This window comes from Synechococcus sp. ROS8604 (genome assembly GCF_014279655.1).
In the GTDB taxonomy this organism is placed as follows: domain Bacteria; phylum Cyanobacteriota; class Cyanobacteriia; order PCC-6307; family Cyanobiaceae; genus Synechococcus_C.
In genome coordinates, this window is the sequence record NZ_CP047946.1 from 1,820,462 (window position 1) to 1,844,030 (window position 23,569).

General features: G+C 49.4%; 38 protein-coding genes and 1 pseudogene. 20 read left to right on the top strand and 19 right to left on the bottom strand.

The annotated features are described in order from the left end of the window. Nucleotides 1-3: 3 nt before the first annotated feature. The 3 genes from SynROS8604_RS09655 to SynROS8604_RS09665 all read right to left on the bottom strand — a co-directional run bounded on the left by SynROS8604_RS09655 (nt 4) and on the right by SynROS8604_RS09665 (nt 1,710). Nucleotides 4-954, bottom strand: coding sequence for a metal ABC transporter substrate-binding protein (locus SynROS8604_RS09655; RefSeq protein ID WP_186543829.1), 951 nt, complete (start codon nt 952-954; stop codon nt 4-6). A gap of 63 nt (nt 955-1,017) precedes the next feature. Continuing rightward, complete coding sequence (locus SynROS8604_RS09660; RefSeq protein ID WP_186543830.1) at nt 1,018-1,176, bottom strand: DUF2256 domain-containing protein; 159 nt, start codon at nt 1,174-1,176, stop codon at nt 1,018-1,020. Between the two features lie 348 nt (nt 1,177-1,524). Next, nucleotides 1,525-1,710, bottom strand: coding sequence for a hypothetical protein (locus SynROS8604_RS09665; protein ID WP_186545926.1), 186 nt, complete (start codon nt 1,708-1,710; stop codon nt 1,525-1,527). Nucleotides 1,711-1,902: 192 nt separating this feature from the next. On the opposite strand from SynROS8604_RS09665, the gene SynROS8604_RS09670 reads away from it, so the two are divergent. Then, on the top strand, nt 1,903-2,061 hold the full coding sequence (locus tag SynROS8604_RS09670) for a hypothetical protein (protein WP_006853116.1): 159 nt from the start codon (nt 1,903-1,905) through the stop codon (nt 2,059-2,061). Nucleotides 2,062-2,312: 251 nt separating this feature from the next. On the opposite strand, the gene SynROS8604_RS09675 is transcribed toward SynROS8604_RS09670, so the two are convergent. The 3 genes from SynROS8604_RS09675 to SynROS8604_RS09685 all read right to left on the bottom strand — a co-directional run bounded on the left by SynROS8604_RS09675 (nt 2,313) and on the right by SynROS8604_RS09685 (nt 3,373). Continuing rightward, a complete protein-coding gene (locus SynROS8604_RS09675; protein WP_186543831.1) occupies nt 2,313-2,666 on the bottom strand; it encodes a hypothetical protein in 354 nt (117 codons plus the stop codon). Nucleotides 2,667-2,687: 21 nt separating this feature from the next. Next, complete coding sequence (locus tag SynROS8604_RS09680) at nt 2,688-2,858, bottom strand: hypothetical protein (RefSeq protein WP_170952814.1); 171 nt, start codon at nt 2,856-2,858, stop codon at nt 2,688-2,690. A 104-nt stretch (nt 2,859-2,962) separates the two neighbouring features. Then, complete coding sequence (locus tag SynROS8604_RS09685; RefSeq protein WP_186543832.1) at nt 2,963-3,373, bottom strand: hypothetical protein; 411 nt, start codon at nt 3,371-3,373, stop codon at nt 2,963-2,965. A 54-nt stretch (nt 3,374-3,427) separates the two neighbouring features. On the opposite strand from SynROS8604_RS09685, the gene SynROS8604_RS09690 reads away from it, so the two are divergent. The 5 genes from SynROS8604_RS09690 to SynROS8604_RS09710 all read left to right on the top strand — a co-directional run bounded on the left by SynROS8604_RS09690 (nt 3,428) and on the right by SynROS8604_RS09710 (nt 7,358). Beyond that, a complete protein-coding gene (locus tag SynROS8604_RS09690; RefSeq protein WP_006853119.1) occupies nt 3,428-3,724 on the top strand; it encodes a hypothetical protein in 297 nt (98 codons plus the stop codon). Next, on the top strand, nt 3,724-4,503 hold the full coding sequence (locus tag SynROS8604_RS09695) for a DUF924 family protein (RefSeq protein ID WP_186543833.1): 780 nt from the start codon (nt 3,724-3,726) through the stop codon (nt 4,501-4,503). The genes SynROS8604_RS09690 and SynROS8604_RS09695 overlap by 1 nt, the downstream gene beginning before the upstream one ends. 225 nt (nt 4,504-4,728) lie before the next feature. Further along, nucleotides 4,729-5,937 (top strand): glycosyltransferase family 2 protein, encoded by a 1,209-nt coding sequence (locus tag SynROS8604_RS09700; RefSeq protein ID WP_186545927.1) that lies wholly within the window; start codon nt 4,729-4,731, stop codon nt 5,935-5,937. A 48-nt stretch (nt 5,938-5,985) separates the two neighbouring features. Beyond that, entirely contained in the window at nt 5,986-6,513 is a 528-nt protein-coding gene (gene sodC / locus SynROS8604_RS09705; RefSeq protein ID WP_186543834.1) for a superoxide dismutase family protein, read from the top strand. Further along, a complete protein-coding gene (locus tag SynROS8604_RS09710; RefSeq protein ID WP_255444995.1) occupies nt 6,510-7,358 on the top strand; it encodes an alpha/beta fold hydrolase in 849 nt (282 codons plus the stop codon). The genes sodC and SynROS8604_RS09710 overlap by 4 nt, the downstream gene beginning before the upstream one ends. Here SynROS8604_RS09710 and SynROS8604_RS09715 read toward each other — a convergent pair. After that, entirely contained in the window at nt 7,348-7,599 is a 252-nt protein-coding gene (locus tag SynROS8604_RS09715) for a hypothetical protein (protein WP_186543835.1), read from the bottom strand. The genes SynROS8604_RS09710 and SynROS8604_RS09715 overlap by 11 nt on opposite strands. Before the next feature lie 118 nt (nt 7,600-7,717). Here SynROS8604_RS09715 and SynROS8604_RS09720 point away from each other — a divergent pair, with 118 nt between their 5' ends. The 6 genes from SynROS8604_RS09720 (at nt 7,718) to SynROS8604_RS09745 (ending at nt 10,613) form a co-directional block, all read left to right on the top strand. Continuing rightward, nucleotides 7,718-7,966, top strand: a complete 249-nt coding sequence (locus tag SynROS8604_RS09720) for a DUF2973 domain-containing protein (protein ID WP_186543836.1) — start codon at nt 7,718-7,720, stop codon at nt 7,964-7,966. 191 nt (nt 7,967-8,157) lie between these two features. Further along, nucleotides 8,158-8,571, top strand: a complete 414-nt coding sequence (locus SynROS8604_RS09725; protein WP_255444996.1) for a hypothetical protein — start codon at nt 8,158-8,160, stop codon at nt 8,569-8,571. Between the two features lie 226 nt (nt 8,572-8,797). Further along, the gene (locus SynROS8604_RS09730; protein WP_186543837.1) at nt 8,798-9,208 is read left to right on the top strand and encodes a YccF domain-containing protein; all 411 of its coding nucleotides are present in this window, start codon (nt 8,798-8,800) and stop codon (nt 9,206-9,208) included. A 239-nt stretch (nt 9,209-9,447) separates the two neighbouring features. Beyond that, nucleotides 9,448-9,675, top strand: coding sequence for a hypothetical protein (locus SynROS8604_RS09735; protein ID WP_038013368.1), 228 nt, complete (start codon nt 9,448-9,450; stop codon nt 9,673-9,675). 62 nt (nt 9,676-9,737) lie between these two features. Further along, on the top strand, nt 9,738-9,980 hold the full coding sequence (locus SynROS8604_RS09740; RefSeq protein WP_186543838.1) for a hypothetical protein: 243 nt from the start codon (nt 9,738-9,740) through the stop codon (nt 9,978-9,980). Nucleotides 9,981-10,247: 267 nt separating this feature from the next. Then, nucleotides 10,248-10,613, top strand: a complete 366-nt coding sequence (locus SynROS8604_RS09745) for an AbrB family transcriptional regulator (RefSeq protein WP_186543839.1) — start codon at nt 10,248-10,250, stop codon at nt 10,611-10,613. A 111-nt stretch (nt 10,614-10,724) separates the two neighbouring features. Here the strand turns inward: SynROS8604_RS09745 and SynROS8604_RS09750 are convergent, their stop codons facing one another. The 5 genes from SynROS8604_RS09750 to SynROS8604_RS09770 all read right to left on the bottom strand — a co-directional run bounded on the left by SynROS8604_RS09750 (nt 10,725) and on the right by SynROS8604_RS09770 (nt 15,018). Beyond that, nucleotides 10,725-10,919 carry a hypothetical protein gene (locus SynROS8604_RS09750; RefSeq protein WP_006853133.1) on the bottom strand — a complete coding sequence of 65 codons (195 nt, stop codon included), beginning with the start codon at nt 10,917-10,919 and terminating at the stop codon, nt 10,725-10,727. Nucleotides 10,920-11,198: 279 nt separating this feature from the next. Continuing rightward, nucleotides 11,199-11,372, bottom strand: a complete 174-nt coding sequence (locus SynROS8604_RS15485) for a hypothetical protein (RefSeq protein WP_222930095.1) — start codon at nt 11,370-11,372, stop codon at nt 11,199-11,201. A gap of 1,797 nt (nt 11,373-13,169) precedes the next feature. Further along, nucleotides 13,170-13,454, bottom strand: coding sequence for a DUF427 domain-containing protein (locus SynROS8604_RS09760; protein WP_186543840.1), 285 nt, complete (start codon nt 13,452-13,454; stop codon nt 13,170-13,172). A gap of 616 nt (nt 13,455-14,070) precedes the next feature. Then, nucleotides 14,071-14,451: a hypothetical protein gene (locus SynROS8604_RS09765; protein ID WP_186543841.1), complete on the bottom strand. Its 381-nt coding sequence runs from the start codon at nt 14,449-14,451 to the stop codon at nt 14,071-14,073. 327 nt (nt 14,452-14,778) lie between these two features. Further along, the gene (locus tag SynROS8604_RS09770; protein WP_006853140.1) at nt 14,779-15,018 is read right to left on the bottom strand and encodes a hypothetical protein; all 240 of its coding nucleotides are present in this window, start codon (nt 15,016-15,018) and stop codon (nt 14,779-14,781) included. A 104-nt stretch (nt 15,019-15,122) separates the two neighbouring features. On the opposite strand from SynROS8604_RS09770, the gene SynROS8604_RS09775 reads away from it, so the two are divergent. Next, nucleotides 15,123-15,281 (top strand): hypothetical protein, encoded by a 159-nt coding sequence (locus tag SynROS8604_RS09775; protein ID WP_006853141.1) that lies wholly within the window; start codon nt 15,123-15,125, stop codon nt 15,279-15,281. Between the two features lie 307 nt (nt 15,282-15,588). On the opposite strand, the gene SynROS8604_RS15925 is transcribed toward SynROS8604_RS09775, so the two are convergent. From SynROS8604_RS15925 to SynROS8604_RS09790, 4 genes are all read right to left on the bottom strand, one after another. Further along, nucleotides 15,589-15,717, bottom strand: a complete 129-nt coding sequence (locus tag SynROS8604_RS15925) for a hypothetical protein (RefSeq protein WP_255444997.1) — start codon at nt 15,715-15,717, stop codon at nt 15,589-15,591. A 26-nt stretch (nt 15,718-15,743) separates the two neighbouring features. Then, entirely contained in the window at nt 15,744-15,899 is a 156-nt protein-coding gene (locus tag SynROS8604_RS09780) for a hypothetical protein (protein ID WP_006853143.1), read from the bottom strand. Between the two features lie 83 nt (nt 15,900-15,982). Next, the gene (locus tag SynROS8604_RS09785) at nt 15,983-16,171 is read right to left on the bottom strand and encodes a hypothetical protein (protein ID WP_006853144.1); all 189 of its coding nucleotides are present in this window, start codon (nt 16,169-16,171) and stop codon (nt 15,983-15,985) included. Nucleotides 16,172-16,722: 551 nt separating this feature from the next. Next, nucleotides 16,723-16,941: a Nif11-like leader peptide family natural product precursor gene (locus tag SynROS8604_RS09790; RefSeq protein WP_186543842.1), complete on the bottom strand. Its 219-nt coding sequence runs from the start codon at nt 16,939-16,941 to the stop codon at nt 16,723-16,725. Nucleotides 16,942-17,091: 150 nt separating this feature from the next. Between SynROS8604_RS09790 and SynROS8604_RS09795 the strand changes: the two genes are divergently transcribed. Then, a complete protein-coding gene (locus SynROS8604_RS09795; RefSeq protein ID WP_186543843.1) occupies nt 17,092-18,552 on the top strand; it encodes a glycosyl hydrolase family 57 in 1,461 nt (486 codons plus the stop codon). 102 nt (nt 18,553-18,654) lie between these two features. Here the strand turns inward: SynROS8604_RS09795 and SynROS8604_RS09800 are convergent, their stop codons facing one another. Beyond that, nucleotides 18,655-18,957: a TIGR03894 family protein gene (locus SynROS8604_RS09800; RefSeq protein ID WP_186543844.1), complete on the bottom strand. Its 303-nt coding sequence runs from the start codon at nt 18,955-18,957 to the stop codon at nt 18,655-18,657. Between the two features lie 103 nt (nt 18,958-19,060). Between SynROS8604_RS09800 and SynROS8604_RS09805 the strand changes: the two genes are divergently transcribed. Then, the gene (locus SynROS8604_RS09805) at nt 19,061-19,384 is read left to right on the top strand and encodes a hypothetical protein (RefSeq protein ID WP_255444998.1); all 324 of its coding nucleotides are present in this window, start codon (nt 19,061-19,063) and stop codon (nt 19,382-19,384) included. 524 nt (nt 19,385-19,908) lie between these two features. Then, the gene (locus SynROS8604_RS09810; RefSeq protein WP_186543845.1) at nt 19,909-20,256 is read left to right on the top strand and encodes a hypothetical protein; all 348 of its coding nucleotides are present in this window, start codon (nt 19,909-19,911) and stop codon (nt 20,254-20,256) included. A 4-nt stretch (nt 20,257-20,260) separates the two neighbouring features. On the opposite strand, the gene SynROS8604_RS09815 is transcribed toward SynROS8604_RS09810, so the two are convergent. After that, complete coding sequence (locus SynROS8604_RS09815) at nt 20,261-21,070, bottom strand: prohibitin family protein (protein ID WP_255444999.1); 810 nt, start codon at nt 21,068-21,070, stop codon at nt 20,261-20,263. A gap of 113 nt (nt 21,071-21,183) precedes the next feature. On the opposite strand from SynROS8604_RS09815, the gene SynROS8604_RS09820 reads away from it, so the two are divergent. Further along, on the top strand, nt 21,184-21,348 hold the full coding sequence (locus SynROS8604_RS09820) for a hypothetical protein (protein ID WP_006853153.1): 165 nt from the start codon (nt 21,184-21,186) through the stop codon (nt 21,346-21,348). Here SynROS8604_RS09820 and SynROS8604_RS09825 read toward each other — a convergent pair. Beyond that, nucleotides 21,343-21,642: a hypothetical protein gene (locus SynROS8604_RS09825; RefSeq protein ID WP_186543846.1), complete on the bottom strand. Its 300-nt coding sequence runs from the start codon at nt 21,640-21,642 to the stop codon at nt 21,343-21,345. The genes SynROS8604_RS09820 and SynROS8604_RS09825 overlap by 6 nt on opposite strands. A gap of 197 nt (nt 21,643-21,839) precedes the next feature. On the opposite strand from SynROS8604_RS09825, the pseudogene SynROS8604_RS15930 reads away from it, so the two are divergent. The 3 genes and pseudogenes from SynROS8604_RS15930 to SynROS8604_RS09835 all read left to right on the top strand — a co-directional run. Beyond that, nucleotides 21,840-22,232 (top strand): annotated as a pseudogene (locus SynROS8604_RS15930) (SDR family NAD(P)-dependent oxidoreductase); the annotation flags it as partial. Nucleotides 22,233-22,262: 30 nt separating this feature from the next. After that, nucleotides 22,263-22,505 (top strand): hypothetical protein, encoded by a 243-nt coding sequence (locus SynROS8604_RS15935; RefSeq protein WP_255445317.1) that lies wholly within the window; start codon nt 22,263-22,265, stop codon nt 22,503-22,505. Between the two features lie 81 nt (nt 22,506-22,586). Next, nucleotides 22,587-23,543 (top strand): orange carotenoid protein N-terminal domain-containing protein, encoded by a 957-nt coding sequence (locus SynROS8604_RS09835; RefSeq protein WP_006853156.1) that lies wholly within the window; start codon nt 22,587-22,589, stop codon nt 23,541-23,543. Nucleotides 23,544-23,569 lie beyond the last annotated feature (26 nt).

The following is a 23,569-nucleotide window of genomic DNA, read 5'->3' on the forward strand; positions in this document are numbered from 1 at the left end:
GAGTCATGAGGACTTTTCGGCGGACGCAGCCAACCCCTGCCTAAGAAGTTTCACATTGTGGCGTTGAAGGTCGAGCAGCGTTGGCGCAGGACCGTTGCGTTTTGATAAAGAGTCCACATAAAAGCTGCCACCAAATCGAGCACCCGAAGCTCGAGCAACCTCCCGTTGGGCCTTATCACTCACTGTGGTTTCACAAAACACGGCGGGAACCTGATCGTTCTTGACACGCTCGATCAGACGGGCCATGCGTTTTGGAGTGATCTGACTTTCAGCGTTCACCGGCCACAAATACGCCTCATCAAATCCATAGTCTTGGGCGAGGTAAGAAAATGCCCCTTCACAGCTGACAAGGACACGTTGTTGCTTGGGAATGACAGCGAGCAGATCGCGTAACTCAGCATCCAATTGTTCCAACTGGAGCTTGTAGCGGTTGCCATTGTTTCGATACAACTCGGCCCCACCTGGATCAAGTTGAGAAAAGGCATCCACAAGTCGATCCACGTACCCTTGAGCCCGATGAGGTGACATCCAGGCATGGGGATTGGGCTTACCGGCATAGGCATCCCCCTCAATGAGCAAGGGCTCCATCCCCTCGGTGAGAGTGACCGTGGGTACATCACCAGCCGATTGAACAAAACGACGAGCCCAAAGTTCCAATCCCAACCCATTTTCTACAATTAAATCTGCTCTTGATGCTTGCTCTAAATCCTTTGGAGAAGGCTCATAACCATGAATTTCTGCTCCTGGTTTCGTAATGGATTTAACTTGTAAGCGATCACCAGCAACCTGACGGGCCATATCAGCGAGGATTGTAAATGTTGTCAAAACAATCGGACGATCATCAGAATGATTACTTCGTTTCCCAGGCAAGTAATCCTGCTTTGTGCAAGCAACAGCAAGGGGTAAAGCGATAGCAAGTGCAGTAAAGCGTCGCAAAAAACGACGTCCAAACATCCTTGCTAGGTAGATGCTGATGATCTTCAAAACAGCTGAATCCGTGACGGAAAGATCATTGGTTCATGAGGGACGTTGTGCTGAAGTTTTCCCACGCCGGCGTCTGCAGCGCTCAGAGCAATAACGCACCTCTTCCCAAACATCTTTCCATTTGCGCCGCCATTGGAATGAGCGACCGCAGACGGCACAGATTTTTGTGGGGCGATCCAGCGATGGCGCCATCAGATGAGAACACCCTAAGGAACGGCTAATCAGGCTTAGAAAACCTCGATCCTGTCCATTTTAAAGGCTGATGATGCTGAGTTGAGCCTCATTGAATGGTGAAGCAGAGGAGGAGACCACTTTGGTTTTGCTTCAAGCTGACGGCAACGTCTCTTAAGCACCAATTGTTTATTTGCTGCTTTCATTCCTGCCAACGACTGGCAAGTCAATCAACAGAAAATTATGACTAGATCATTCCAAGAATGAATCCCATACACACTCCAATCAAGGATTTCAAACAGAGGTGCTCGCTTCTTCTTGATCAAGCGACAGATACGTGACGTTTTCACGAGCCACAATTTTCAAAGCTCAGGAATCGAAATCTGCTGGATCTGTCCAGCGTCGCTCAACTTGAACAAACAGAAACCAAGCCAACGACGCTCCTGCTCCCGCCACCCAATCAGAGCGGAGCAACTCAACCAAGGCCACCGTGCTTGCCGCGATGCGCAACGCTCTCAAACCAAAACGGCTGTATTGACGCAAGCGATGGTCCATAAGCGAAAGCAACAATCATCGGAGTCCAAGCAGGGTGCAGAGAGGGAGGAGCCAAGCAAAACCTGCACAACGACCGCCAAACACAGCAGCGTCCAGCTACTGCCATCCCTGAGCGGTGGAGAACCGAACGAAAAATTGCACGCAGTTGCCGATTCAGGAGCATAGCTTTACATAACTTCTCATCTACACGTCATGGTCGAGCTTTACCTGGACGCCACCTTGCACAACCAGATCAGTGTTGAGCACTATCGCGAGGTTTTACTGAACCGCGGAATGGATGAACAAGATCAAAAACTGAGAAGCAATCTCTTAAAACGCATTGAAGCAGGAACGATTCAGCTGTCATCCTGAATGATCTGTTGAGTGTTTCTCCATGTATCAAACAAATGACCCCCGTTTCTGGAGAGCGCTTGCTGGAATCATTTCATTGGTCGTAAGCTGCTCACTCGCTTGGCTGATGCTTAAAATTTAAACCTTGCATGCAATTTCTTCTCAAATTTATCATTAGAGCTTAATATTCAAATTCTTGCAGTCTCGCTTGAGCCAACGATTAGTGGTCGCGACACAAAATCAAATTAATTTAAATTCAAACAAGCTAAAATTCATAACAGCAAACTAGCAATTGTTATTAGCAAGAATCCAAACACTAGAGCTGATAACACGGCAAGAACAATCAGGCCACCACTAGCAATCAAAGCGAGCCGTTTTGCCGTCTCTGGAAACAGCAAATAAAAACTGAGACCTGCGGCAATGCCCCAAAGAGGAGGAATCAGCACACAAACACCTGTCAAAACGATCAAACGCACACGTCTGTGACGTTGCTGTTCGATCACCCTCAACGCTTTGGTCTCCTCCTCTTCCAGGGCCAAACGCTCTTCATCGCTCAGCCAGCGTCCAAACTGTTGTGCCTGCTTGAGCTCTTGTTCAAGTTTGTCCGTAGTGAAAGAAGGTTCCATACCCCAAATTTATCGCCGTTTTCAGCGCGGACTGCGCTCCCATGCCCGTTCGAGGGCCTCTCTCATCGCTTTGCTAGAGGGCTCAGCCAATCCATTGTTTCGACGAAAGGCTGCTGTGATCCGCCAGAAACGGGTTGCGCAGGCAATCGCGACGACGAACCAAGCCAACAAGATCCAAGCAGAACCGTGCACGACAACATTGTGAATACCTCCATGATGGTGTCTGTGAGGATTTCTGCGATGAACGGCAAGCTCGTGGTTGGAGCCATTGGACTGTTAGTAAGCGCCGTCGCGATTTATGAATTCTTGTTGTTGAGAGGGTTAGCACCCTCCACCTGAGCCTCACAGGCATAGGTTTCAATCGAGGCTTTCCTCTGGCGGAATTCAGGATGATCCGCATCTTCCACCCGCCACCACCAACGGCCATCGGTGTAGCTGGGTGGACCTGCATTGTTGGTGCGTGGCAGTTGCAGGCTGAGGTCTCGCCAATGGATCAAGATCCCATCGCCAGGCACTGTTCCATCGGCACTGTTAGGGATCGGTTCCACCACAGCGCCGATCGCCTCCCGACCCAAATTGGTTCGCTCCGCCGTCAGCAAGTCTCCTTCACACCAATAGCTGTCTGCAAACACAGGCGCACAGGGCACGAGCCAACACAAAGCCACAAAACACAACGAAAACAGAGAGCGCAAGGCAGGCGAAGTCATTCACCCCACCCAAGCACTGAACACGACAGAGTGTCCTGAAGACAAAGCGTTTTGATGACTCCAACAAGAGAACAGGTGCTCGCCGCATCCGCTGGCTGGGTGGCTGTTGTGCTCAACGTGGTGCCCGGTCTTGGGGCTGGTTATTTGTACCAACGACGCTGGAAGGCTTACTGGATCACCTCGCTCCTGGCCACAACCTGGTTTGTGGTGGGTGCCGTCTTGGCTCAAAACTCCGCGACTGCAGCTGAACCGCAAAACCAACTCGTTGGACTGATCGGTTTGATTGTTCTCGCCGCTGTGACGAGCGCGGAAGCAGGCTTGGCGGTGAAGGCAGTGCGTCAAGACAACTGATGGAGACCAGCCCGAAAGCGGTGCTCCACTTCTGGTTTCAAGACTGTCGCCCGCACCAATGGTTTCGCAGCAATGCGGAGTTTGATCAGGTGGTGTTGGACCGCTTCGGCAAGATCACGTCATCAGCATTGAAAGGTGAACTAACCCACTGGGAGAAGGACGCGACCAGTGCTTTGGCACTGGTTTTGATGATGGATCAGTTCACCCGGCAGATATGGAGGCACGAACTCCGTGCGTTTGCTGGCGATGCTTATGCCCTAAGGCTTACCCGCAAAGCGATCGCGGAGGGATGGATCGCCGAAGAACCAAAACGGGTGCGTCGCCAATTTTGGTTGATGCCAATGCTGCACAGTGAGGACTTGGCAGTGATTGAGGAAGCAATCACCTACCTGGAGCGCTGGAGCGACCCAGCCACCGTTGCAGTCGCCTCACGCCACAAGAATCTGATCCAGCGTTTCGGACGTTATCCCCAACGCAATGCCGCCCTGGGAAGGGCTTCCAGCGACGAGGAACTGAAGTTTTTAAAGGATTGGCAATCCCGTGGCAAACGCAAACGCTCCCAATCGCATGCTTGTGATCAATGCTCCAGTCATGGGCCCATTCATTACAGGGTGAAAACTGCAGCCCAACCTCACTGGCAATTGGCATGCCCCAGCTGCTGGAACAAGCTGCAAAACCATCCCGGTTATCAATATGGGGGAACGCGAAAAGCAAACCGACGCGACCGACAACGCCGATCAACAACGAATCCATCTGAGCTAAGAAAAAAATCCCCATGAACAAAACGTGTTTGGGGCCCGTGGGATAAGGGGTAGATGTGCTGGCATTTCAACCATGAGCCCCATGTTTCAGTGTTTGCTCTGCAAGCAGACAATCGAACGTTCGACCCGCACCTATTGGAAACACAAGGGTCATCTGCTTTGCTCAACCTGCAAAGACAACATCGAGGCCGAAGTTGGTCAAAGTAGGCAGCAGAAGCGGCCCAGCTCTTGACCCTGTTCCAGATGGTGGCTTGCGTTGTAGGAGTGACAGCCCTAGCGGCTGCGCTTGGACTGAGCATCCTTCTTCTCGGCCTACAACGCGTGTTTGCATCAGCTCCAACGCTCTGGCACCAGAACGATCAGGACATCAGCAAGACCAGTCTCACCGTTGTGATCCCAGCCTTCAACGAAGCGCTCAATATTGAAGGTTGTCTGACGCACGTACTGGAGTCTGATAAGCCTTGCTCTCACTTGGAGGTGATTGTTGTCGACGATCAGTCGAGCGACAACACGGTCAACATTGCGGAACAGACCATCCGTGCTTTCGCCGGTTCTGATCAACCCAATGCAGCCGTTCTCCAAGCTGGCCCACGCCCCAAGGGAGAGCGTTGGGTAGGAAAGAACTGGGGTTGCAGCCAAGCCATGGAGCAGGTCCAAAGCACATGGGTGCTGTTCATCGACGCCGATGTCAGCCTGGCACCCGATGCCATCCGTCGAGCACTCCACCAGAGCATCCAGGAGAAGGCCGATCTCTTCAGCCTTGCTCCACGCTTGACCTGTGGATGTCTCAGCGAATGGATGGTTCAGCCCATCATGGCGAGCTTGCTAGGGCTTGGGTTTCCGATCCTCGAAGCCAACGATCCTGATTCAACGGTGGCCTTTGCGGCAGGACCCTTCATGTTGTTCCGAAGGGACAGCTACAACGCCATCGGCGGCCACAGGGCCCTCGCGGGGGAAGTTGTCGAAGATCTGGCTTTGGCGCGGCTGATTAAGGAGGGGGGGTTTCGCCTTCGATACGTGCTCGGAATTGATGCCGTCGACCTACAGATGTACGCCAATTTCGAGGCTCTTTGGGAAGGCTGGAGCAAAAACTGGTTCCTTGGTCTGGATCGCAGCATCAGCAAATCCTTAGGAGCTGGCGGCGTGGTGCTGTTGATGTTCACGCTGCCATGGCTACTCCTGCCGACCAGCCTGACGATGGCGTGTCTGAGCAGTCATGATCAAAGTCTTTGGCTCGGTGATGCTGGTCTCGGATTGATCGCAATCCTGATGCAACTCAGCGTTCGCCTCTGGACACGAGCCCGATTTTCGGTGCCCTTACGCCATTGGTGGCTCATGGGCATTGGCGGCCTCATCATCGGGCTGATCGCACCCACATCCGTTTGGAAGAGCCTGACGGGAAAGGGCTGGACCTGGAAAGGCCGCTCCCTTGCCGAGGCTCAGGCGCACTAACAGTTAGAGCCGTCGTCCAGACAAAATGAATGCATCTGTAAACACCCCATGTACCGACTTGGTGCACTCCTGGCTCTGTGTTTGGCATTGCTGATGCCTGCAACCGTGCAAGCCAGCGCGATTGAAATCACGATCAACAGCATCACCAGTGAGGGAATCGGCGAATCCATCGGCACGATTAGTGCACGAGACACGGATCAAGGATTGGTGATTATTCCTGAACTCAGTGGACTGAGTGAGGGCGAGCATGGGTTCCACTTGCATGCTGGCGATGAGTGCGCTGCACAAACCAACGCAGAAGGAGACTCCGTCGCAGGCCTTGCAGCGCTGGGACATTGGGATCCAGATCAAACCGACACCCATCTCGGACCTTTCGGGAATGGCCATCGCGGTGACCTCAGCCGATTAGTGGTGGACCGAGATGGCAACACCTCCACAAGCGTGGTGGCACCACGGCTCAAGGCCTCCGACCTGCGCGGACGGGCTCTGGTGGTCCATGCAGGGGGAGACACCTATACGGATACGCCTCCCCTAGGTGGAGGTGGTGCTCGTATTGCCTGCGGTGTGGGGTCTTGAGCTCATCACGCTTGCTTCTCATTCATCCCATTGGGGTTGGTTTATCCAGTCGCTTTTGGGATCGTTTCATCAGGTGTTGGCAAGCCTCTGACGACACGACGACCTTGCTGGCTCCAGACCTACTCGGATGCGGTGACAACGAGCATCCAAATCAACAGCTTGCCCCCGAAGATTGGGCGGCCCCACTGGTCGATCTTCTAAGAGACCAAACCAACACACCAACGGTCCTGGTCTCACAAGGAGCCTCTCTTCCCATTGCCTTGGCTGTAGCCAAGTCCGCACCGGAACTCGTCGCCGGCCTGGTTGCAATCAGCCCACCGAGTTGGCGCATTCTTGAGGAACCCTTTCCGCAAACACAATCTCAATGGATCTGGAGATTGCTGTTTCAGGGCCCCATCGGCTTTTTGTTTTTTCGCTATGCACGCCGTCGAGCCTTTTTAAAATCGTTTTCTGTCAATAATTTATTTGCCAACAACAAAGACGTTGACGACGAATGGCTCGACACGTTGGAGCAAGAAGCAGCCAACATGAGCACGCGTTGGGCAACATTTTCTTTTTTGGCTGGTTTTTGGAGACGCAAATGGATCAGTCAATGGCAAAAAATCAACCAACCTGTGTGGCTGTTGTTCGGGCAAGAGGCCACCGGAATCGGCCGTTCCAAGCAATGGGATGACGCACGAGAACGCATCCAAACCTATGAGCAGCAGATGCCAACTGCTGTGAGCGCAAGCATTCATGGACGCAACGTTCTTCCCTATGAATCAACATCCGAGTGTGTGAGCCAACTCCAAAGCTGGTTATTACACCCATCAAACCCTTCAAACAATCAAGCCATCAGTCATTAGAAAGGCGTCGAGCATTCCCTTCCGCCGAGGGATGTCGTCTGTGGGCAGAGACATCACGCATCGCCTCAGATGGATTCAAAGAGCGCGCCAGCGCTAACAAGCCTGCAGCAAGAGCCGTTTCACCCTCAAGCTGCATCATTCGGTGGAGGGTGATGACCTCGCTGTAATCGGCGGCAGCCGTTCCATTGATCAGACCGCGAGCGGTGCATCGAGCAACGGCAAGCTGAAGGGAGATCGTCATGACCCAAAGCTGGCCCAAGGCACGAGCAAAACCAACGAAGCTTCCGGTTTCCAGCTGATTCAGAAACGCGGATCAACGACAAACTCATTAATATTTCTTAATAAGAGTGATTCGTTACATGCTTTCTGCACTTTTTCCCTTGGTTTATGGAAGCGTCTTCGTCTTCCTGTTGGTCCAAGCCTTTCGAATGATGCGCTTGAGCTCTAGCTCTACGCCCCCTACCAATTCAAGACGCCGGACAGACCGGACAGGGTTGTTAACCACCCATCCCGAACTCCTAGACGCCAACGGTTCCATCACCGGCGAAGATCTTCTAGTCGTGCACTTCCCGGGCCAGGATCGACCCGAAGCGTCCATCACTGATTGAAGAGGGACTAAGTCCCATTCAGAATGGAATTCCATACCTGTGGCCCATGACCCTTAATCAATTTTTGATCTTCTTGGTCATAGGGATTGCCATTGCCATCGTTACGAGTTCAACCTGGCTGTGGTGGATCCTCGCCATCTGCACAGCTTTCGTTGTGTTGAAACTGCTTAGAAAATAACAATGCATCAACAATGACATCACAATTAACTGCAATCAATTGGGCAAAAGCGGTCACGATCCTTTTGATTCTTGGCTTAATAGGACTATTTGGTATCGAGAGTCAGCGGCAAATCCTATACGCATGTATACACATTAGCTATTGCTTATGGTGGCTTATAGAGCAAAGGATTTATCCAGAGCGTCGGAAGCAGATTTTCACAGAAAAAGTTGATTTCTCTGGATTTATTGGTGCAATTGTGACTGTTGGAGTATTTTATTCACTACCAGCATTTTTAGCCTTTACAAATTCAACAGAGCTTTCCATCGCAGCTACGGCAACGGCAATTCCACTTTTTTACTTCGGAAGCCTGATCAACACAGCTGCAGACATTCAAAAAACAACAGCCAAAGAAAGCGGAACGGGCTTGGTTCGTACCGGCATCTGAAGTAGTGTACGCCATGTTAATTACACAGGCGATTTGATGCGCTACCTAAGTTTTAGCGTGATAGCAGGTTCCCTGTGGGCATTCTTGGTGCCACTCTCAGTTTTTCTTTTGTACTTACAACGCATACGCGAAAAAGATGCATCAATGAGAATCAAATATCAGGATTTTTCGAATTACAAATCTACAAGTTTTCGCTTAATTCCTGGGATTTGGTAAGAATACGTGCATGGTCAAATCAATTCTCAATATTGTTTGGGTCATTCTTGGTGGCCTGCCCATGGCCTTGGGCTGGTGGCTGGCGGGTCTCCTCTCTGCCATCAGCATCGTGGGCCTGCCTTGGAGTCGCTCGTGTTTTGTGATTGGTAAATTTGCTCTATGGCCCTTTGGGTTTGAAGCCATCAATCGACGAGAGCTCAATGGACGCGTTGATTTAGGCACCGGACGGATGGGTCTCATCGGAAATATGATTTGGTTTTTAGTGGCTGGCTGGTGGCTGGCCATAGGTCATCTCACCTCAGCACTGGCCTGCTTCGTCTCCATCATTGGGATCCCCTTCGGGATTCAGCACATCAAACTCGCTTTGATTGCGATAGCTCCCATCGGAATGACCATCGTTCCAGCCAATCAAAACAACTAAAAGCGAGGCACTCATCACAAAGAGCGGACACCATGGATCCAGAGGTACGACAATTGGTGGTCGCTCAGCTCCTCGTGATCGTGATCCCCGTTGGAACGCTGTTCGCGATCTGGATCAGCATGCTGCGATGGAAAGGCAATCGCTAAGGAAAGCGTGAAGACAGCTTGCAACGGATGTGGTTCTTCTAGACATCCGTTGCCAAGCTACAAACGACGAGCATGCCAATAATCAAAATCGCAATGAACATTCCCAGCGAGTTTCAAGCCTTCTCCAACGTCCACGCCATTAGAGATGGCAGTGCATTTATTAATGTTCTCGGTTGGATGTGGAGCGAAGACAAGGGGATTCAGTATCTGGCTTGGGATGGAAGCATCTATTCAGCGAGTTCCATTGACGGAATCAGCCCACAGGCATCACACCAGTTGTATCGAACGGCTAATTCCCTTGAAAAGCTGGCTGATCAGTAGGACAAAGCCTTGCAAAGTCGACGCAAGACGTGCCAGAACAAGAGAACACATGCCTTTGGCAGATGACCAGCACAGCTCAACGCACAGTTCAAGCCACAACAGGCGAAGACATGCTGATTGATGCCTTACGAGGAATCAAAACAAAACGAGAGCTGATGCTCTTGCAAGACCGACTAACTGCAAACCCAGCCAACCTCCCCCTTTTTACTTGGGTTTGCAACCTGTTGATTGAACGAAGGATCTCAAGGGGACTGGCCGCACGCGTATTGTCCCAATTGCATGATCTTGATCCTTCGGCAAGCTGAGACCAGGACCAGGTGGAGGCCTCCAGGTCCGCCGACCACCTAACCGTTACCACACAAATCCTGAAGCAAGCGCACAGAGGTCGAAGAAGCGAAGCAATAACATCGACAGGAAAAGTCAAACCTAGAGAACGAGAAGGTACAAAAGACTTCTGGATCGAAATGACAAGCCACAGGTCTCAAATACACAAAGAAAAATCAAATCAATCCAAAGAGTTGACTTAGATGAGGATGCGCTGTTAATAATAGTTTGTTGAGGCTTATTCCCAAATGCTTACTGGTGCAGACCTGCTCGCTAAGGTCAAAGATCTTGGCGATGTATCAAAGACCGATTTAGCCACTCAGTGTGGCTACGTCTCGAAGAAGAAAGACGGAGGTGATCGTGTAAATTTCACTGCATTTTATGAAGCTCTTCTGAACGCCAAAGGCATTGATCTCGGAGGCGGAGCAGGAGAAATTGGCAAAGGCGGACGCAAGCTCAGCTACATCGCCAGAGTTCAAGGCAATGGAAATCTATTAATCGGTAAAGCTTATACAGCAATGCTTGATCTAAGCCCTGGCGACAATTTCACCATCAAGCTAGGTCGAAAGCAAATCCGTCTCATCCCCGAAGGCAGTGAAGATAGCGAGGATTGATTAGTCGAAGCAATCTAAAAGAGGCTTTATGCACCTCTTTTTGATTGCAAACCAAATTAAAAACTATTAAAAAAACAGAACAACTAGGAATTAAACGATAGAAAGCAAGAATCAAGCATTATCCCATTTAATTTTTCCATCAAGGAGCTCCATCAACTCCTCAAGCTTCTGATTGGTCACACGAACATCAGCGGCATCTGGCATGGTGCCCTCTTCAATCAAAACGTTGTAGTGTTCGCGACACATATTGCGGAGTTCCTGAAGGCGCTTCTTCGTAATGGTGCGTTTCTCTTCTGCTGTTGCCATGCTTGGATCCTAGACCTAGATACAGTCTGCCTTATCGAGTGAACTGATAGGGCACATTGGAAGGCAAGCATCGAAGCTTGCATCATCAACACGTCTAACCATTAAATCCTTGCAGGTGCAAGACTTCTACCCATCAATAAGCATCATTCAGAGAATGTTGCACCAAAGCCTCCATACACAGCCAATCACCCCCATCACAAAGCCTCGATAGCTGCTGAATGCATCGTGCAAGAGACGCGTCAAAGCCAACAAGGCCTAGCCGTGATCGGATGTCGGCGGTCATTGGCCATGACGGGCCGCCCACTTCGCGTGACGGTTCCGACTCTCAATGTCCCAACGTCGCCATTCCGAGGAAGAGGCTGGGAGTGCCGATGGCATCAAAGCTGGATCAGTCCAATAGTCGGGTGAATCAAGGGTGGATTGATGGAGGGGGCAACAGGGTCCGTGAGCCACGAGAGATAACTACAGATTTTCTTTATCATGCTCCCTTGAGCTCCCGTAGCGCAATAGACAGATCAGCGCACCTTTACGCCACAACCGCCACAGCCCCGGCAAGCCGTCAGAGTCACACAGAAAAAATCCACGAAAAACCATGGGATCAAGGGAAAGCCCATCAGGCAAACAATGAATTACAGAATTTCTGAAGGGCAGAAGAGAGATTGAGCCCGTTTGAATTTCAAGATCCAACGTAAGCTCAATTAATTATTGGACTGGTCGGTGCCCTCACCTCTTCAAAAATACGAATTGTCATCGATGAAGTGGGCATCGAATGGAGAGCTTTCTGCCCATGACATCCATAAGCTGCTCAACAAGATGAGTCAGGCACAAGCCTTTGAGCGACAAACTCGGTGCCTGGAGCCAACAGAAAGTACAAGATGAATCCATCACCAGATCCAGGCCACCACTTCAAGCTGTTCGCACAAGACAGCGGCGATACAAGTGAAATTAAATAAAAAATACAGAAATGCATTTGATTAATTCATAATTTATTTCTGATCCCAAGGTTAATCGGTAGATCGCACGCTTTTGTCCCACGAGAGGCCAACATATCGATAATGGTTAGACCTAGATGTACACGATTGAGCACCTGTCTGATGAAAGCTGGACAGCAGAAGTAACCAGAGAAACTGAGTTCAAAGCATTTGTTGATGCTCGGACAAAATGTATGGCCACCGGCAAAATTTATAGAGTTGTGGACGACAAGCACAACGTAAGATATACAATCACACTCGATGCATGCAAAAAACAGCTGTTTTCGAATCACTAGCGCGTGAATCGACGCATTATTGTTGAAGAGCAGGCATAGCCTCTTGCAGCTCATTAGAAGAATCAGAATCGTTCAATCCACTCGTGAGTTGGAACGCCAAAATAGCTAATCCGAGAGAAGCAACAATAACGATTACACGCAAAACTTTGGTGGGATTCACAAAAATAAAAACAATGAAACAAACTATAGCGAGTACAGAAAAGAAAAGCCAGTTGAATTCACGTCAAACTCCTGTTCATTCATACACAGGAGACAACATTGAAGCTCTATAAAATGGCTCAAAGCATTGAACGAGGGCAAGAGAGATACGTGACACCACAAAAAAACCGCTCAACACATGAGCGGCCTGAAACCAAGCAATCCCCATCACCCAGCCTTTTGCATCACATTGAGTTGTGATGCGAGAAGCATAGGGACAAGACACCCTAAGAGTGCATGAGTTTCGATTTACTCAAGATTGTGACTACATTGTGTAAAGCTTTAAAAGCAAAAAACACGCCAAACAGATTTTCGAAGATCTACAACCAGCCGTCACAATAAAATGTGACAGCGATCTAGCGCATCAAACCAAGACAATGAAGAAGCCAAAGCTCACACGAGGCAAAAAGATCAGGTCAGATCGAAACGATTAAGTATTCAACCCGCTCATCAGAGCAACAAAGATCTCCATAAAAACATTCTAATTCATCATAGGCGTCATCGTAATTAGCAAATCTCAACTTCGTGATCGAATCTTCTTGAAGATCATCGCGAACAATACGATACGAAGGAGATTTAGCATCTAAGCCGTCAGAGATTGACCGCAAAGCTTCAGATGATTCATCTACCATGTACTTAAAATCATCCATATTCAATCATACGCTATCAACAGAAAGCCGACAAAGATTGAAAATGCAAAGAAAACTAAATCTATTTAATTGCTATTAGCGATGAATAGTAATCAGCCGTTCATTCTTAGAGAGCTAGAGGATATTTTAGATGATTTATGAAACAATGATGTCCTTGCCGGAATAAAAAGCAAATCTATAACGAATCGACTCAGCGTTAGGCTTTGGTGTTTCATAGCTCCAAGCCACATTAGTCATCACATGGTCGCCAACAATGAGGTCCCAGTAGCGTGCTTTCCCTTTCCATCCACACACCGTCGTGTGTCGAGAATCGCGAAAATATTCAGAATTCATAGCCTCACGAGGAAAATAAGGATTCCCATCCATATAAACAATATCGTCGCTTTCAGCAAGAACGCAACCATTGAAAACTGCTTTCATTGAATTTGGCTTTTTCACCATAATAAGTAGGTATGGACTGTAGTGTGAGGCTTCAGATCATCAATTCAATGGATCAAGCAAAACAAATTCAAATGGAATAAGACAGAAAGCAGAAAATATTGACTTAAAACTATGTCCATCGAAGTTTTAGAGGACTAAATTCAAATGCAACCAAACGGTCTGGACATCTTGGGATGTGTTGCGCGCATCGACGCCATGCAGTCGGTCAACGCAGCAGTCTTTATTCTCCGCGAAAATCTATTTCGATCTGAAAAGGAACGGCTGAAAAACGTGCGCAATGCCTAGATCCTGATCTAGACCAAAGGTAACTGAGTCATTCCAGTGACCTTTCTCAGCAGAATCTGCGCAACATCCAAAGGTTCAACCATTGATGCCGTTGGGAATGGGAAATATCGAGTTTGTAACAAGGAATTGACCTGCTCAGAAGTGGATGGCTTGTGGAAAGCCTATGAAATGCTGAGAACTCAGGAGCAACGAGTGAGCTAAGCAATCCAACGCTTAGCGCAGCACGAATCACAAGAGAAACAGGCAGGCATGATCTTTCACTCAGGTCATCTGCGTATAGAAACATGCATAAAAACTATGGGAATGAAAATCAGTAGCATGCATCCCCTTTCTTGAGCTTATAAGCAGCTTCAGGATATGCATTTTTCCAAATCACGCAATTCTTCTCTTCCTGAGACAAACGACTGAATTCATCATTGGAAGCGGAGGGAGCAGCGAGTAGATTCTTACTTTGTGTATGGTTAATATCTTTTTCTTGCGGGTCTGTTGTATTAGGAGACTTACGACTAGGAGAAACTTCACTCACATAAGGCTTGGGAACAGGCTCACTCACTTCTTGGGGTGATTCCAGATTGATTTTATTATTTAACGTGCTTCTAATCAAAAGTGAGCCAACAAAAAATCCAATCAGGGTGAAACCAATTCCTATCGATAACTCAAGCCTATTCGCTAGACGAAATTTACCGAGCATATTGTTCAGATCTCAGATAAAGGTATTTTAATTATAGAATCCAGCGAAGCCTTGATTGAGGCTTAAAAGTTAGCAAAAAGCTCATGGAATAAGCAAAACGACCTAATCTAAAAAGATTTGCGGCCCTAATATTTCTGAATAACCATGCTTTAAAGCCCAAAAAAGCCTCAACAGCCAAAACCAATGCAAAAGAATTAAGAGTAACAGTCAAAGTTTATCTTGGAGCTTTGACAGACAGGCAATAAAAACAATCACTCAATTCAAGTCGGAGTGATCACTCTGTCTAGGTCTTCATGGACATGACACAGGAGTCTCTCAAAAGACCAGTCAGCTGTGGCGTCCCAGAGGTTCGATCCAATCCACTAGGACCTCACGGTGATGCAGCCAGCGCTTGGAGACACGGCATCCGAGATTGACTTGTCCCTCATCCATAAGACGACCTAAACGAAGCGCAGCTGCTTCTTCAGGCCTTGAAAAGGTCTGAAGATGATCAGTGAGCCAAGTGACCTCATCTTCCGTAATCACTCCGGTGGAAAGGGTTTCGAGCACGAGTTCGCCGACGGTCACGGGGTTTGTAACGATTTCGTTACATCTTGGCGCCTCCGTCGGCCAACCGTGGCCCGCGGTCTTCATGAAGAATTTTTAAGATAGTGTCATCTCTAGTCACTTCCATGGAAGCCACTCTTTCCCAGCAGTTCGAAACCGAATCCATCAAGCGTCAAATTGACTCCACCACCGACGTGGCGGAACTGCAACAGCTTGCAAGGCACCTTGCGGATCTCTACTTAAAGCAACGGGTCGCCACTGCCTGGGTCATCGCCAATAAGTGATTCATCGCTTGTCCAAGCCTGTGTCCTCGAAAGATACGATCCACGAGACGACCAAGTTGGTTCCGTTGATATTCAAGGAGAAGGAGAGTGTGATTTCCAGTTAGGTGTGACTACTGACTGGTACTCCCTCCCTTAAAAGACTTTGTTTCAATTCTCATCCTCTACTGATAGTAATTTCCATAAAGAAGCCTGGTAAAAGCAGCTTTCAAATCTTGTATTGAACTTTCAATTCACCATTTATTGATCGTTGTCCCAACTTTTTATTATTCGACAAGTTTTCAGAATCGGAGGATCCTAAAAGTCGTCATCAATCCGCATGCCAAGACGAATCGGCCCGAAGCAACAGCCAAGCATCGAGACGCCTCAGTTCCAACAAGCTCCATGGGGCCTTGCGCCAAAAAGTCTCTAGGACGCACACCACTGAGCAAGTACTCATCGTGTGCGCATCATCTGTCAAACAGCTCAGAGTTCAAATACCGTTCCAAGCACGCTGGCTGGATGCTCAAACTGCTCTGCAGTTCGACGCTCAAGCTGAACCATCATCACCAGATGAGCCGTGGTTCGAATCGCTGAGAGCAGCGCTAAGCCGATACAAAGAGGACAGTGAGTCAATGTCATGAAGTCAATCTTGGAGCCAGTTCAAGCCTCTGACCCCATTCCTTGCGATTTCTTGACTTAATGGAAGATTCGGCAGTGAGTGATCAGAAGCGGCAACCCACCTCATGGATCAGGTCAATGCTGTTAGGCCATCGCCGAATGTGTTCGTAAAACTCCATGGCAAGGATGCGAGCTTCCCAAGCATCGGATGCATAGAAGCAAGCCTCCTGCTTGCTGCCATCAGACATCTTGTAGCGAATCGTGAAATGTTTGTAGTGACTGAAATAAGCCATCGGTTAAGCCACCAACTCGTGATCAGTTTGAATCGCAGTCGAACCAGCTCGGTTCATGATGCAAACCATCTCATCCAAGGGGTTGAGGACTCTCGCGGATTGTCCTTCCTGCTGACTGAGAGCATGCGCAGCCCTAAAAGCCTCTATTTCTGTTGTTCTGGATCCGTGATCCATCCAACCGGAAGAGCTCAGCTCCTTAATTCTGTTCATCAATGAATTTTCATATGTACTCAACATATGCACCCAACCTGCAAAACATGGTGCAAACCACTCACATTGATCAGAAGTCTTCGGGATCACGGATGATTCATGTGGTGATAGAGACAAACAACCGCCATTTTTCAAGATTTCAGCACATTCAAAGGAAATTCTGACCAGGAATAAAACGCATCCATCAAAGAGGCAACAGACCAATGAAAAGGCCGTGACCCCCCGGCCACGGCCCACGAGACGCATTCATCAAGCTTGATCTGAACCCTTCCCAATGGGCTCTTTCGTTATGGCGCATGCCATCTTCTCAACACATCGGTGTTTCTACTCAGAAGCTTGACTCAGTAACGGTGTGGGTATTCACCAGGATGATCAACACGAACCACCCGCATCCCTCTCAGAGACTTACCTGATAGCAAAAGCAGCTCACTTCCTGACACGGGATAGCCAAGCTCCTGAGCGATCATCGCAACCTCAGCAGCTGTCATTGCCGATTGAACACGGCTTTGCAAACGACCATCGCGTTGCAAGTGCTCCAAAAATGACTGGAGAGCGCTCAAAACAGATGTCCCATGCCCTTTTTCTCCGTTTACTGATACACGAAATCAATGCACAAAGGGATCGATTACCAGCGAATCCCAAGAACCTCAACAAGACATGAAATCGGTCGTGAGCTGACGTCGAAGGCTTGATGGAGTACGAATCAAGTCATGACCCATTACCAATCTCCAGCGATCGCCGGCCGCGAAGCCGATCTGCATTCCCTTTTGCAGAACCGCGAGCCCGTCTGGCTCCAAGACACCAATTTGAGACTTCCCAGGATCAGCTCAGCTTTTGCCTGTGCTCTGCACATGCATCAGCCAACGATTCCCGCCGGCAAAAGCGGAGAACTGGTTTCCCATTTGCAATACATGGTCGAGAACCAGGGAGAAGGAGACAACCACAACGCGGAACCCTTCGCGCAGTGCTACCGACGGATGGCTGATCTCATTCCGCAGCTGATCAGCGAGGGATGCAATCCAAGGATCATGCTCGATTATTCCGGAAACCTCCTTTGGGGAGTTCACCAGATGGGCCGTGAAGACATCACGGGGGCACTCCGCTATCTCGCCTGTGATCTGGAGATGCAACGCCACGTGGAATGGCTGGGTACGTTCTGGAGCCATGCGGTGGCTCCATCAACACCGATTCCGGATCTCAAGCTTCAGATCAGTGCCTGGCAACACCAGTTTGTTGATCTCTTTGGGGAAGAGGCACTCAAGAGGGTGAAAGGGTTTTCACCACCGGAAATGCATCTTCCCAATCACCCAGACACCCTTCATGCCTTCATTCAAGCCCTCAATGAATGCGGCTACAGCTGGTTAATGGTTCAAGAACACAGCGTCGAAAACCCGGATGGATCCCCTCTTTCCCATGCACAGAGATATCTCCCCAACCAACTGGTTGCACGCAGCTCAACAGGAGACATTGCAAGGATCACAGTCTTAATCAAGACACAAGGCTCAGACACAAAGCTCGTGGGCCAAATGCAGCCGTATTACGAGGCTCTCACCCTTGAGAAACAACCGCTTGGAAACAGACACATTCCATCCTTGGTGACCCAAATCGCTGATGGCGAAAACGGGGGGGTGATGATGAATGAATTCCCTGAAGCATTCCTTCAAGCGCACCGCAAAGCATCCAATCGCAACCCATCCGACAACGAACAAGCCCAAACGGTGGCGATCAACGGAAGTGAATGGCTCGAACTTCTTGAACAGGAAGGAGTTACGGCCTCCGATTTCCCCGAAGTACAAGCCGTGAAGCAGCACCAGCTATGGGAGAAGGTGGGCAGCTGTTCGACGCGTGAAAACGTAAACGCAGCAATCGATGAACTCAAAGCCAATAACAGCGGCTTCTCGATGGAGGGGGCCTCTTGGACTAACAACCTCAGTTGGGTTGAGGGCTACGACAACGTCTTGGAACCGATGAATCAACTCAGCGCAGACTTTCATCAACGCTTCGACCAGCAAACAGCAAAAGATCCATCGATCACAACGGGGGGAAGTTACCGAAACGCGCTGCTTCATCTGCTTTTACTGGAAACAAGCTGCTTTCGTTACTGGGGACAAGGAGCATGGACGGAATACGCGCGCAGCATTCACAGCCGAGGCAAGGACTTGCTGAACTAACCCATCCTGTGACCAAGGTGGAGACACGTCAGGACTCGTTCTGACGTGTCTTGGAGCTGATGAATCTCCCCGTCATGCAGGGAATCGAAATGTCCTAGCTGGTTACCCTGCTGCACGTGATCGACGACGCACGACGCGTCGACCATCGGGGGTCTGATCCACCTCGGATTCGCTATCAGCGCTGGTGGTGACATCTTTGCCCTCAGGTTCGTTTTCAGGCGGTTCTTGCTCTGCAATAAGACCCACAACCACCGCAGCCTGAAGCTGATCAGAAAGATCACCAATCACCATCAAGGCCTTGAGGGTGAGCTCCAATCGAGACTCACGAGGCAAACCCGGGCGCAGCTTCTTGACAGAACCCCACAACTCCTGCCCGACTTCCTTGAGTAGCTCCTTGTCCGCCATCTAAATTATTGTCAATGACATCAACTTACCGAACGAACGGCTGGAGGGGTTTCTGAAGACGCTCGTCTACGACGGTGGCTGTCCTTTCTGCAAAGCATTTGCATTGCGCAGCGAACTAAAAGGAGGCATTCCAGATCTGCTGATCCGGGACGGAAGGCTTGAACATGATCTCCGCAACGATTTACGTAGACGGGGATTCAATTTAAGTGAGGGAGCCGTTTTGATGGATGGAGATCAAATTTGGCACGGAAGCGAAGCCATTTCAATTCTCTGCAGCCAGCTCAAACCGAGCGATCCACTATTGACCTTGCTCAACGGCCTCTTTCAAAATAAAAAAAGAGCCAAATATTTGTATCCAGGGTTGCTTGCTGCCCGTCAATTCGCACTCACACTAAAAGGGCTGCCCGTGGATCCAGATCGTGCCTGAGCTTTTTGAAAGTGCTGTTCTTCAAGGTCCATTTGATAGGAAAACTCACGTATCTCAGCTTGCATTTCTAAGAGCATGACCACGAGTGAACGTGCCAGTTCCCTGCTAAAACTGTTCTGCATGGACGATGCTCAATACAGGTCAAGACTCTTCTAAGTGACTTGAACGACCGTTCGTGGATAGGGTGAGCCTGCTGTCACACAGCTCAATGATTATGCGTGGAAAGATGATGTCCTGACAGGGAAACAGCTTGAACATCGGATCAAAAGTTCATTGGGAAACAATCAGCGATTGAACAAATGCGCTGAAACACTCATTAAACGATGCTTCAGCTAGCAAAATTTCCGAATAGGCAGCATCAAATATTTCCTAACAGGAACAAACCTGGGTTCTAGCCACATCGATGACGGGATTTAGAGCAGGAGGCCACGCGTGGAAGGTCTCTGTTTTGGAAGCTGATACAGCTCAGGCGAACCTTGAGGCACGACCCTGTAGCGAACGCGAACTTGGGTCTTGGATGCGCAGTGGGTAAGCACACCCAAAAGGAGCACAACCAAGAGCCCACGAACAACATGGTGATTCACGCTTTCTCCTCGTGGTCGCTGGTTGGAAGATCAGCAATGCAAGCCCAAAAATTCTGTCTGGGAACATTGATAAAACCTTCACCATTTCATTGCTTTCATCGTACCCACTTTTCCATTGCCATGAGTACTAAACTCAAGAACGCCAACTCTGAACAAAACCGGGAGAGCGTTCCTGCAGCAAAAAGAAACCACTACAACCATCAAGATAGGAGTGATTCAATCAAAGCAATTCGACTAAAAATGCCAAAAAAAGGTCAAAATTTAGCCGAAAAGCATCTTAAATCATAACCATTTACTTCTTCGATCCCACGATCACAGAAGGCATACCACCATTGGTACCTGGCAGACCAGGAACAACCTGAGTCATACCGTCCCACTTATCGAGGAATAATTTGTACAAAACACGGTCATCAAGACTTTTGTTCAGGGTGTCGTAGCGCAAAGCTTCCTGCTCAGCAATTTTCACCTCGGTTTGGGCCCTGAGAAGTTGCTGTTCAGCAATCTGTTTCTGCTCAATCGCGGCACGATATTCTTCGGCGATTTCCAGTCCAGTGAGGTCAAGACCCAGCACCTTTACGTAATCAAATTGATCAAGTTCGTCGGCAACTGTCTCTGCAACGAGCGTTGAGATGTCATTCCATTCAGAAGCGATGGTGACCAACTCATACTGAGAAAACACAGACTTGAGTGCTTTCAACAAGGACGGCTGAATGATTCTTGGATACACATCCCGGTCACTGCTTGCAATCGTGCTGTAAGCACGACCAGCTTGATCAGCCCGCAACGCGTATTTGATGGTGGCCGTGGCCTCAATGACCTGCAAATCCTTCGTCAGAGTTGCAAAGTTTTCAGGCCGTACTTGCGTTCGGATACTGAAAGGCCATACCTGCTGAACGAGGGGAATTTTGGCATTCAAGCCAGGCTGACGTGGAGCACCACTGACTTTGCCAAGCGTTGTCACAACAGCAACTTCACCAGCTGGCACCACAAACAAGGCCTGAGCGAGCAACAACAAAGCGGCTAAGACGAGACCAAGGATCGCGACCAGCCCTCCTTCAGGCCCTCCTGGGGTCACCGAACGCATCTGAGATGGGGTCTGCATGGGGAATGTTGTCCGCTAGAGCTTTGATGCACCTTCTCTAGCGAAGATGACCGTGATTGAGGCGATGATCGTGCTCAAAATGCCACAGTGATCTTGGTATCGACTGGAGAGCGATGTCCCAGCGATTCACAGTTTTCTTCAAACTCACGGGTGAGAGTGTCAGCTCGATCACCGTGTTTGCCTCGGACCACGCGGCAGCATGGGCCGCTGCACTTGACGAATTCGGAGCTCGCACCATCTCCGTGGTTCGTACTCCTGACGATGACAGCGACCTATGAACGTCGATTCAGCGACGCTTTCCATCTATCCCACAATTTTTGCTGCCAAGGGGTGACATCCATGGGGATGCGCTCAGACGACTTCTTCTGAACCTGGTCAAGTTGCTCGAGTTCGTTGCGCAATTGACGGAAGATCGGGATCAGGGCGAGCCCGGCCAACAAGCCAGCAATCAAAAGAATCGGCAAGACGACGGGTAGCAACGCCGCCATCAACACCAATCCCAAACCAAAAACAAGACCAGAAATAAGTTGTTGCTGCCATCGAGGACGCGATCGGCCTGGAAGCTGTTTCATGGCATCGTTGTCAGCCTAAGCGCACTCTTCCATATCAGCCCCGGATGACCAAGCCACAACGCACTGTCTTGATCACTGGGGCCTCTAGCGGAATTGGCAAAGCCCACCGCTCAACGGCTCCTTCTTCAAGGCTGGAAGGTGATTGCTGCGGCACGAAAAACAGAAGCGTTGAATGATCTTCGTGAGTTAGGGGCCGAGTGCTGACTCTTGACATCACGGACATCCAATCAAGGCAAGCCGTTGTGACGCATATCCATCAACAATTTGGTGCTCTTGATGCCCTGGTGAACAACGCTGGATTTGGAGATGTTGGTCCCATCGAAACTATGCCAATTCAGACCGCTGAAAACCCGTTTCAGGTCAATGTCTTCGGTCTCATCGCACTCACTCAGTTGGTTTTACCGGAAATGAGAAAGCGTGGAAAAGGCACGGTCATCAATCTTTCCTCGATCGCGGGTCGATTTGTTACCCCTGGAGCCGGGTGGTAAGGAGCAAGCAAATTTGCTTTAGAGGCGCTCAGCGATGCCTTACGTCTCGAGCTTCACCAATTCGGAATCAACGTCGTCGTCATCGAACCCGGCTTAATTGCAACTCGCTTCGAAATTCTCACGAGGAACTCCATGGCCGAAGCCCAAAAAGACCTCGCTAGGGCTCCCATGATGAGGAAAGTGGAAGAAAATTGGCAGGAGGGGTTCAAAAGGGCATCTCCAGCAGACGTTGTGGCGGCAACCATCCAAAAGGCCTTGGATGCTCGCACTCCAAAAGCGCAATACCTCTGCGGACACCGAGCCGCGTCTGCAGTGATACAAAGACTGTTGCCCACTAATCAGTGGGACAGCATCGTTCGCTGGCAAATGACGTAGGAGCTACCAAATCAGCGCCCAAAGCGCGACGTTTTCGATACAGAGTGTTACAGTACAAACACCTTCAGGTGCGGTAATTCCATGTTCACGATCGATAAGGCCGCGCAAATATTTCCAGATACACGCACAGCAGACGCCGTTCCAGCGATTACTGCTCGCTATAAGCTGTTGAGTGCAGAAGATCAACTCGCTTTGATCTGGTTTGCCTACTTAGAGATGGGACGCACGATCACCGTGGCCGCTCCTGGCGCTGCTCGAATGGCAATCGCCCAGCCAACCTTGGATGAAATTACAGGGATGAGCTTCAGTGAGCAAAGTCGCGTGATGTGCGACTTAGCTGGAAAGGTTGATGCTCCAATTTCAAAGCGTTATGCCTTCTGGTCGATCAATGTGAAATTGGGATTCTGGTACGAACTTGGCGAACTGATGCGTCAAGGCAAAGTTGCACCAATTCCCGATGGTTATAAGTTGTCTTCCAATGCCAACGCCGTTCTTGAATCAGTCAAGAAAGTTGAACAAGGACAGCAAATCAGCATTCTGCGTAATTTCGTTGTCGATATGGGTTTCGACCCTGACAACGATGATTCAGCCATTGTTTCTGAACCAATCGTCGATCCGACTCCTTCAGAGGCTCGCGAAAAGGTCTTTATCCCAGGGGTCCTGAACCAAACGGTTTTGGACTACATGGAACTGCTTAACTCCAATGATTTTGATGCACTGATTAAGCTGTTCTTGTCGGATGGAGCGCTCCAACCTCCCTTCCAAAGACCCATTGTGGGCACTGATGCGATTCTGAAATTCTTTAAGCGGGATTGTCAGAATCTAAAGCTGCTTCCTAAAGGTGGTTATGGAGAACCCACCGATGGCGGTTTCAATCAAATCAAGGTTACTGGACAAGTTCAAACGCCTTGGTTTGGAGGTGAAGTTGGCATGAATGTTGCTTGGCGCTTCCTACTAGATGAGAACGACAAAATCTACTTTGTTGCCATCGACCTCTTGGCATCACCAGCTGAACTTCTGAAACTTGGTGGTAGCTGAATCAGTTCAGCAGCGTGATCTCGGTT

Coding starts and splice junctions, on each gene's coding strand:
- SynROS8604_RS09740 (WP_186543838.1), top strand. CDS start 9,738: ATGACCAGCACAGCTCAACGCACAGTTCAAGCCACAACAGGCGAAGAC.
- SynROS8604_RS09800 (WP_186543844.1), bottom strand. CDS start 18,957: ATGGCGGACAAGGAGCTACTCAAGGAAGTCGGGCAGGAGTTGTGGGGT.
- SynROS8604_RS09785 (WP_006853144.1), bottom strand. CDS start 16,171: ATGGCTTATTTCAGTCACTACAAACATTTCACGATTCGCTACAAGATG.
- SynROS8604_RS09720 (WP_186543836.1), top strand. CDS start 7,718: ATGCTTTCTGCACTTTTTCCCTTGGTTTATGGAAGCGTCTTCGTCTTC.
- SynROS8604_RS09665 (WP_186545926.1), bottom strand. CDS start 1,710: ATGGACCATCGCTTGCGTCAATACAGCCGTTTTGGTTTGAGAGCGTTG.
- SynROS8604_RS09735 (WP_038013368.1), top strand. CDS start 9,448: ATGAACATTCCCAGCGAGTTTCAAGCCTTCTCCAACGTCCACGCCATT.
- SynROS8604_RS09760 (WP_186543840.1), bottom strand. CDS start 13,454: ATGAAAGCAGTTTTCAATGGTTGCGTTCTTGCTGAAAGCGACGATATT.
- SynROS8604_RS09730 (WP_186543837.1), top strand. CDS start 8,798: ATGGTCAAATCAATTCTCAATATTGTTTGGGTCATTCTTGGTGGCCTG.
- SynROS8604_RS09670 (WP_006853116.1), top strand. CDS start 1,903: ATGGTCGAGCTTTACCTGGACGCCACCTTGCACAACCAGATCAGTGTT.
- SynROS8604_RS09825 (WP_186543846.1), bottom strand. CDS start 21,642: ATGAAACAGCTTCCAGGCCGATCGCGTCCTCGATGGCAGCAACAACTT.
- SynROS8604_RS09795 (WP_186543843.1), top strand. CDS start 17,092: ATGACCCATTACCAATCTCCAGCGATCGCCGGCCGCGAAGCCGATCTG.
- SynROS8604_RS09685 (WP_186543832.1), bottom strand. CDS start 3,373: ATGACTTCGCCTGCCTTGCGCTCTCTGTTTTCGTTGTGTTTTGTGGCT.
- SynROS8604_RS09725 (WP_255444996.1), top strand. CDS start 8,158: ATGACATCACAATTAACTGCAATCAATTGGGCAAAAGCGGTCACGATC.
- SynROS8604_RS09775 (WP_006853141.1), top strand. CDS start 15,123: ATGGAAGCCACTCTTTCCCAGCAGTTCGAAACCGAATCCATCAAGCGT.
- SynROS8604_RS09655 (WP_186543829.1), bottom strand. CDS start 954: ATGTTTGGACGTCGTTTTTTGCGACGCTTTACTGCACTTGCTATCGCT.
- SynROS8604_RS09765 (WP_186543841.1), bottom strand. CDS start 14,451: ATGCTCGGTAAATTTCGTCTAGCGAATAGGCTTGAGTTATCGATAGGA.
- SynROS8604_RS09750 (WP_006853133.1), bottom strand. CDS start 10,919: ATGGCAACAGCAGAAGAGAAACGCACCATTACGAAGAAGCGCCTTCAG.
- SynROS8604_RS09700 (WP_186545927.1), top strand. CDS start 4,729: ATGGTGGCTTGCGTTGTAGGAGTGACAGCCCTAGCGGCTGCGCTTGGA.
- SynROS8604_RS09660 (WP_186543830.1), bottom strand. CDS start 1,176: ATGGCGCCATCGCTGGATCGCCCCACAAAAATCTGTGCCGTCTGCGGT.
- SynROS8604_RS09745 (WP_186543839.1), top strand. CDS start 10,248: ATGCTTACTGGTGCAGACCTGCTCGCTAAGGTCAAAGATCTTGGCGAT.
- SynROS8604_RS09780 (WP_006853143.1), bottom strand. CDS start 15,899: ATGACATTGACTCACTGTCCTCTTTGTATCGGCTTAGCGCTGCTCTCA.
- SynROS8604_RS09695 (WP_186543833.1), top strand. CDS start 3,724: ATGGAGACCAGCCCGAAAGCGGTGCTCCACTTCTGGTTTCAAGACTGT.
- SynROS8604_RS09690 (WP_006853119.1), top strand. CDS start 3,428: ATGACTCCAACAAGAGAACAGGTGCTCGCCGCATCCGCTGGCTGGGTG.
- SynROS8604_RS09835 (WP_006853156.1), top strand. CDS start 22,587: ATGTTCACGATCGATAAGGCCGCGCAAATATTTCCAGATACACGCACA.
- SynROS8604_RS15935 (WP_255445317.1), top strand. CDS start 22,263: ATGGCCGAAGCCCAAAAAGACCTCGCTAGGGCTCCCATGATGAGGAAA.
- SynROS8604_RS09820 (WP_006853153.1), top strand. CDS start 21,184: ATGTCCCAGCGATTCACAGTTTTCTTCAAACTCACGGGTGAGAGTGTC.
- SynROS8604_RS09715 (WP_186543835.1), bottom strand. CDS start 7,599: ATGACGATCTCCCTTCAGCTTGCCGTTGCTCGATGCACCGCTCGCGGT.
- sodC (WP_186543834.1), top strand. CDS start 5,986: ATGTACCGACTTGGTGCACTCCTGGCTCTGTGTTTGGCATTGCTGATG.
- SynROS8604_RS09815 (WP_255444999.1), bottom strand. CDS start 21,070: ATGCAGACCCCATCTCAGATGCGTTCGGTGACCCCAGGAGGGCCTGAA.
- SynROS8604_RS15925 (WP_255444997.1), bottom strand. CDS start 15,717: ATGAGTACTTGCTCAGTGGTGTGCGTCCTAGAGACTTTTTGGCGCAAG.
- SynROS8604_RS09675 (WP_186543831.1), bottom strand. CDS start 2,666: ATGGAACCTTCTTTCACTACGGACAAACTTGAACAAGAGCTCAAGCAG.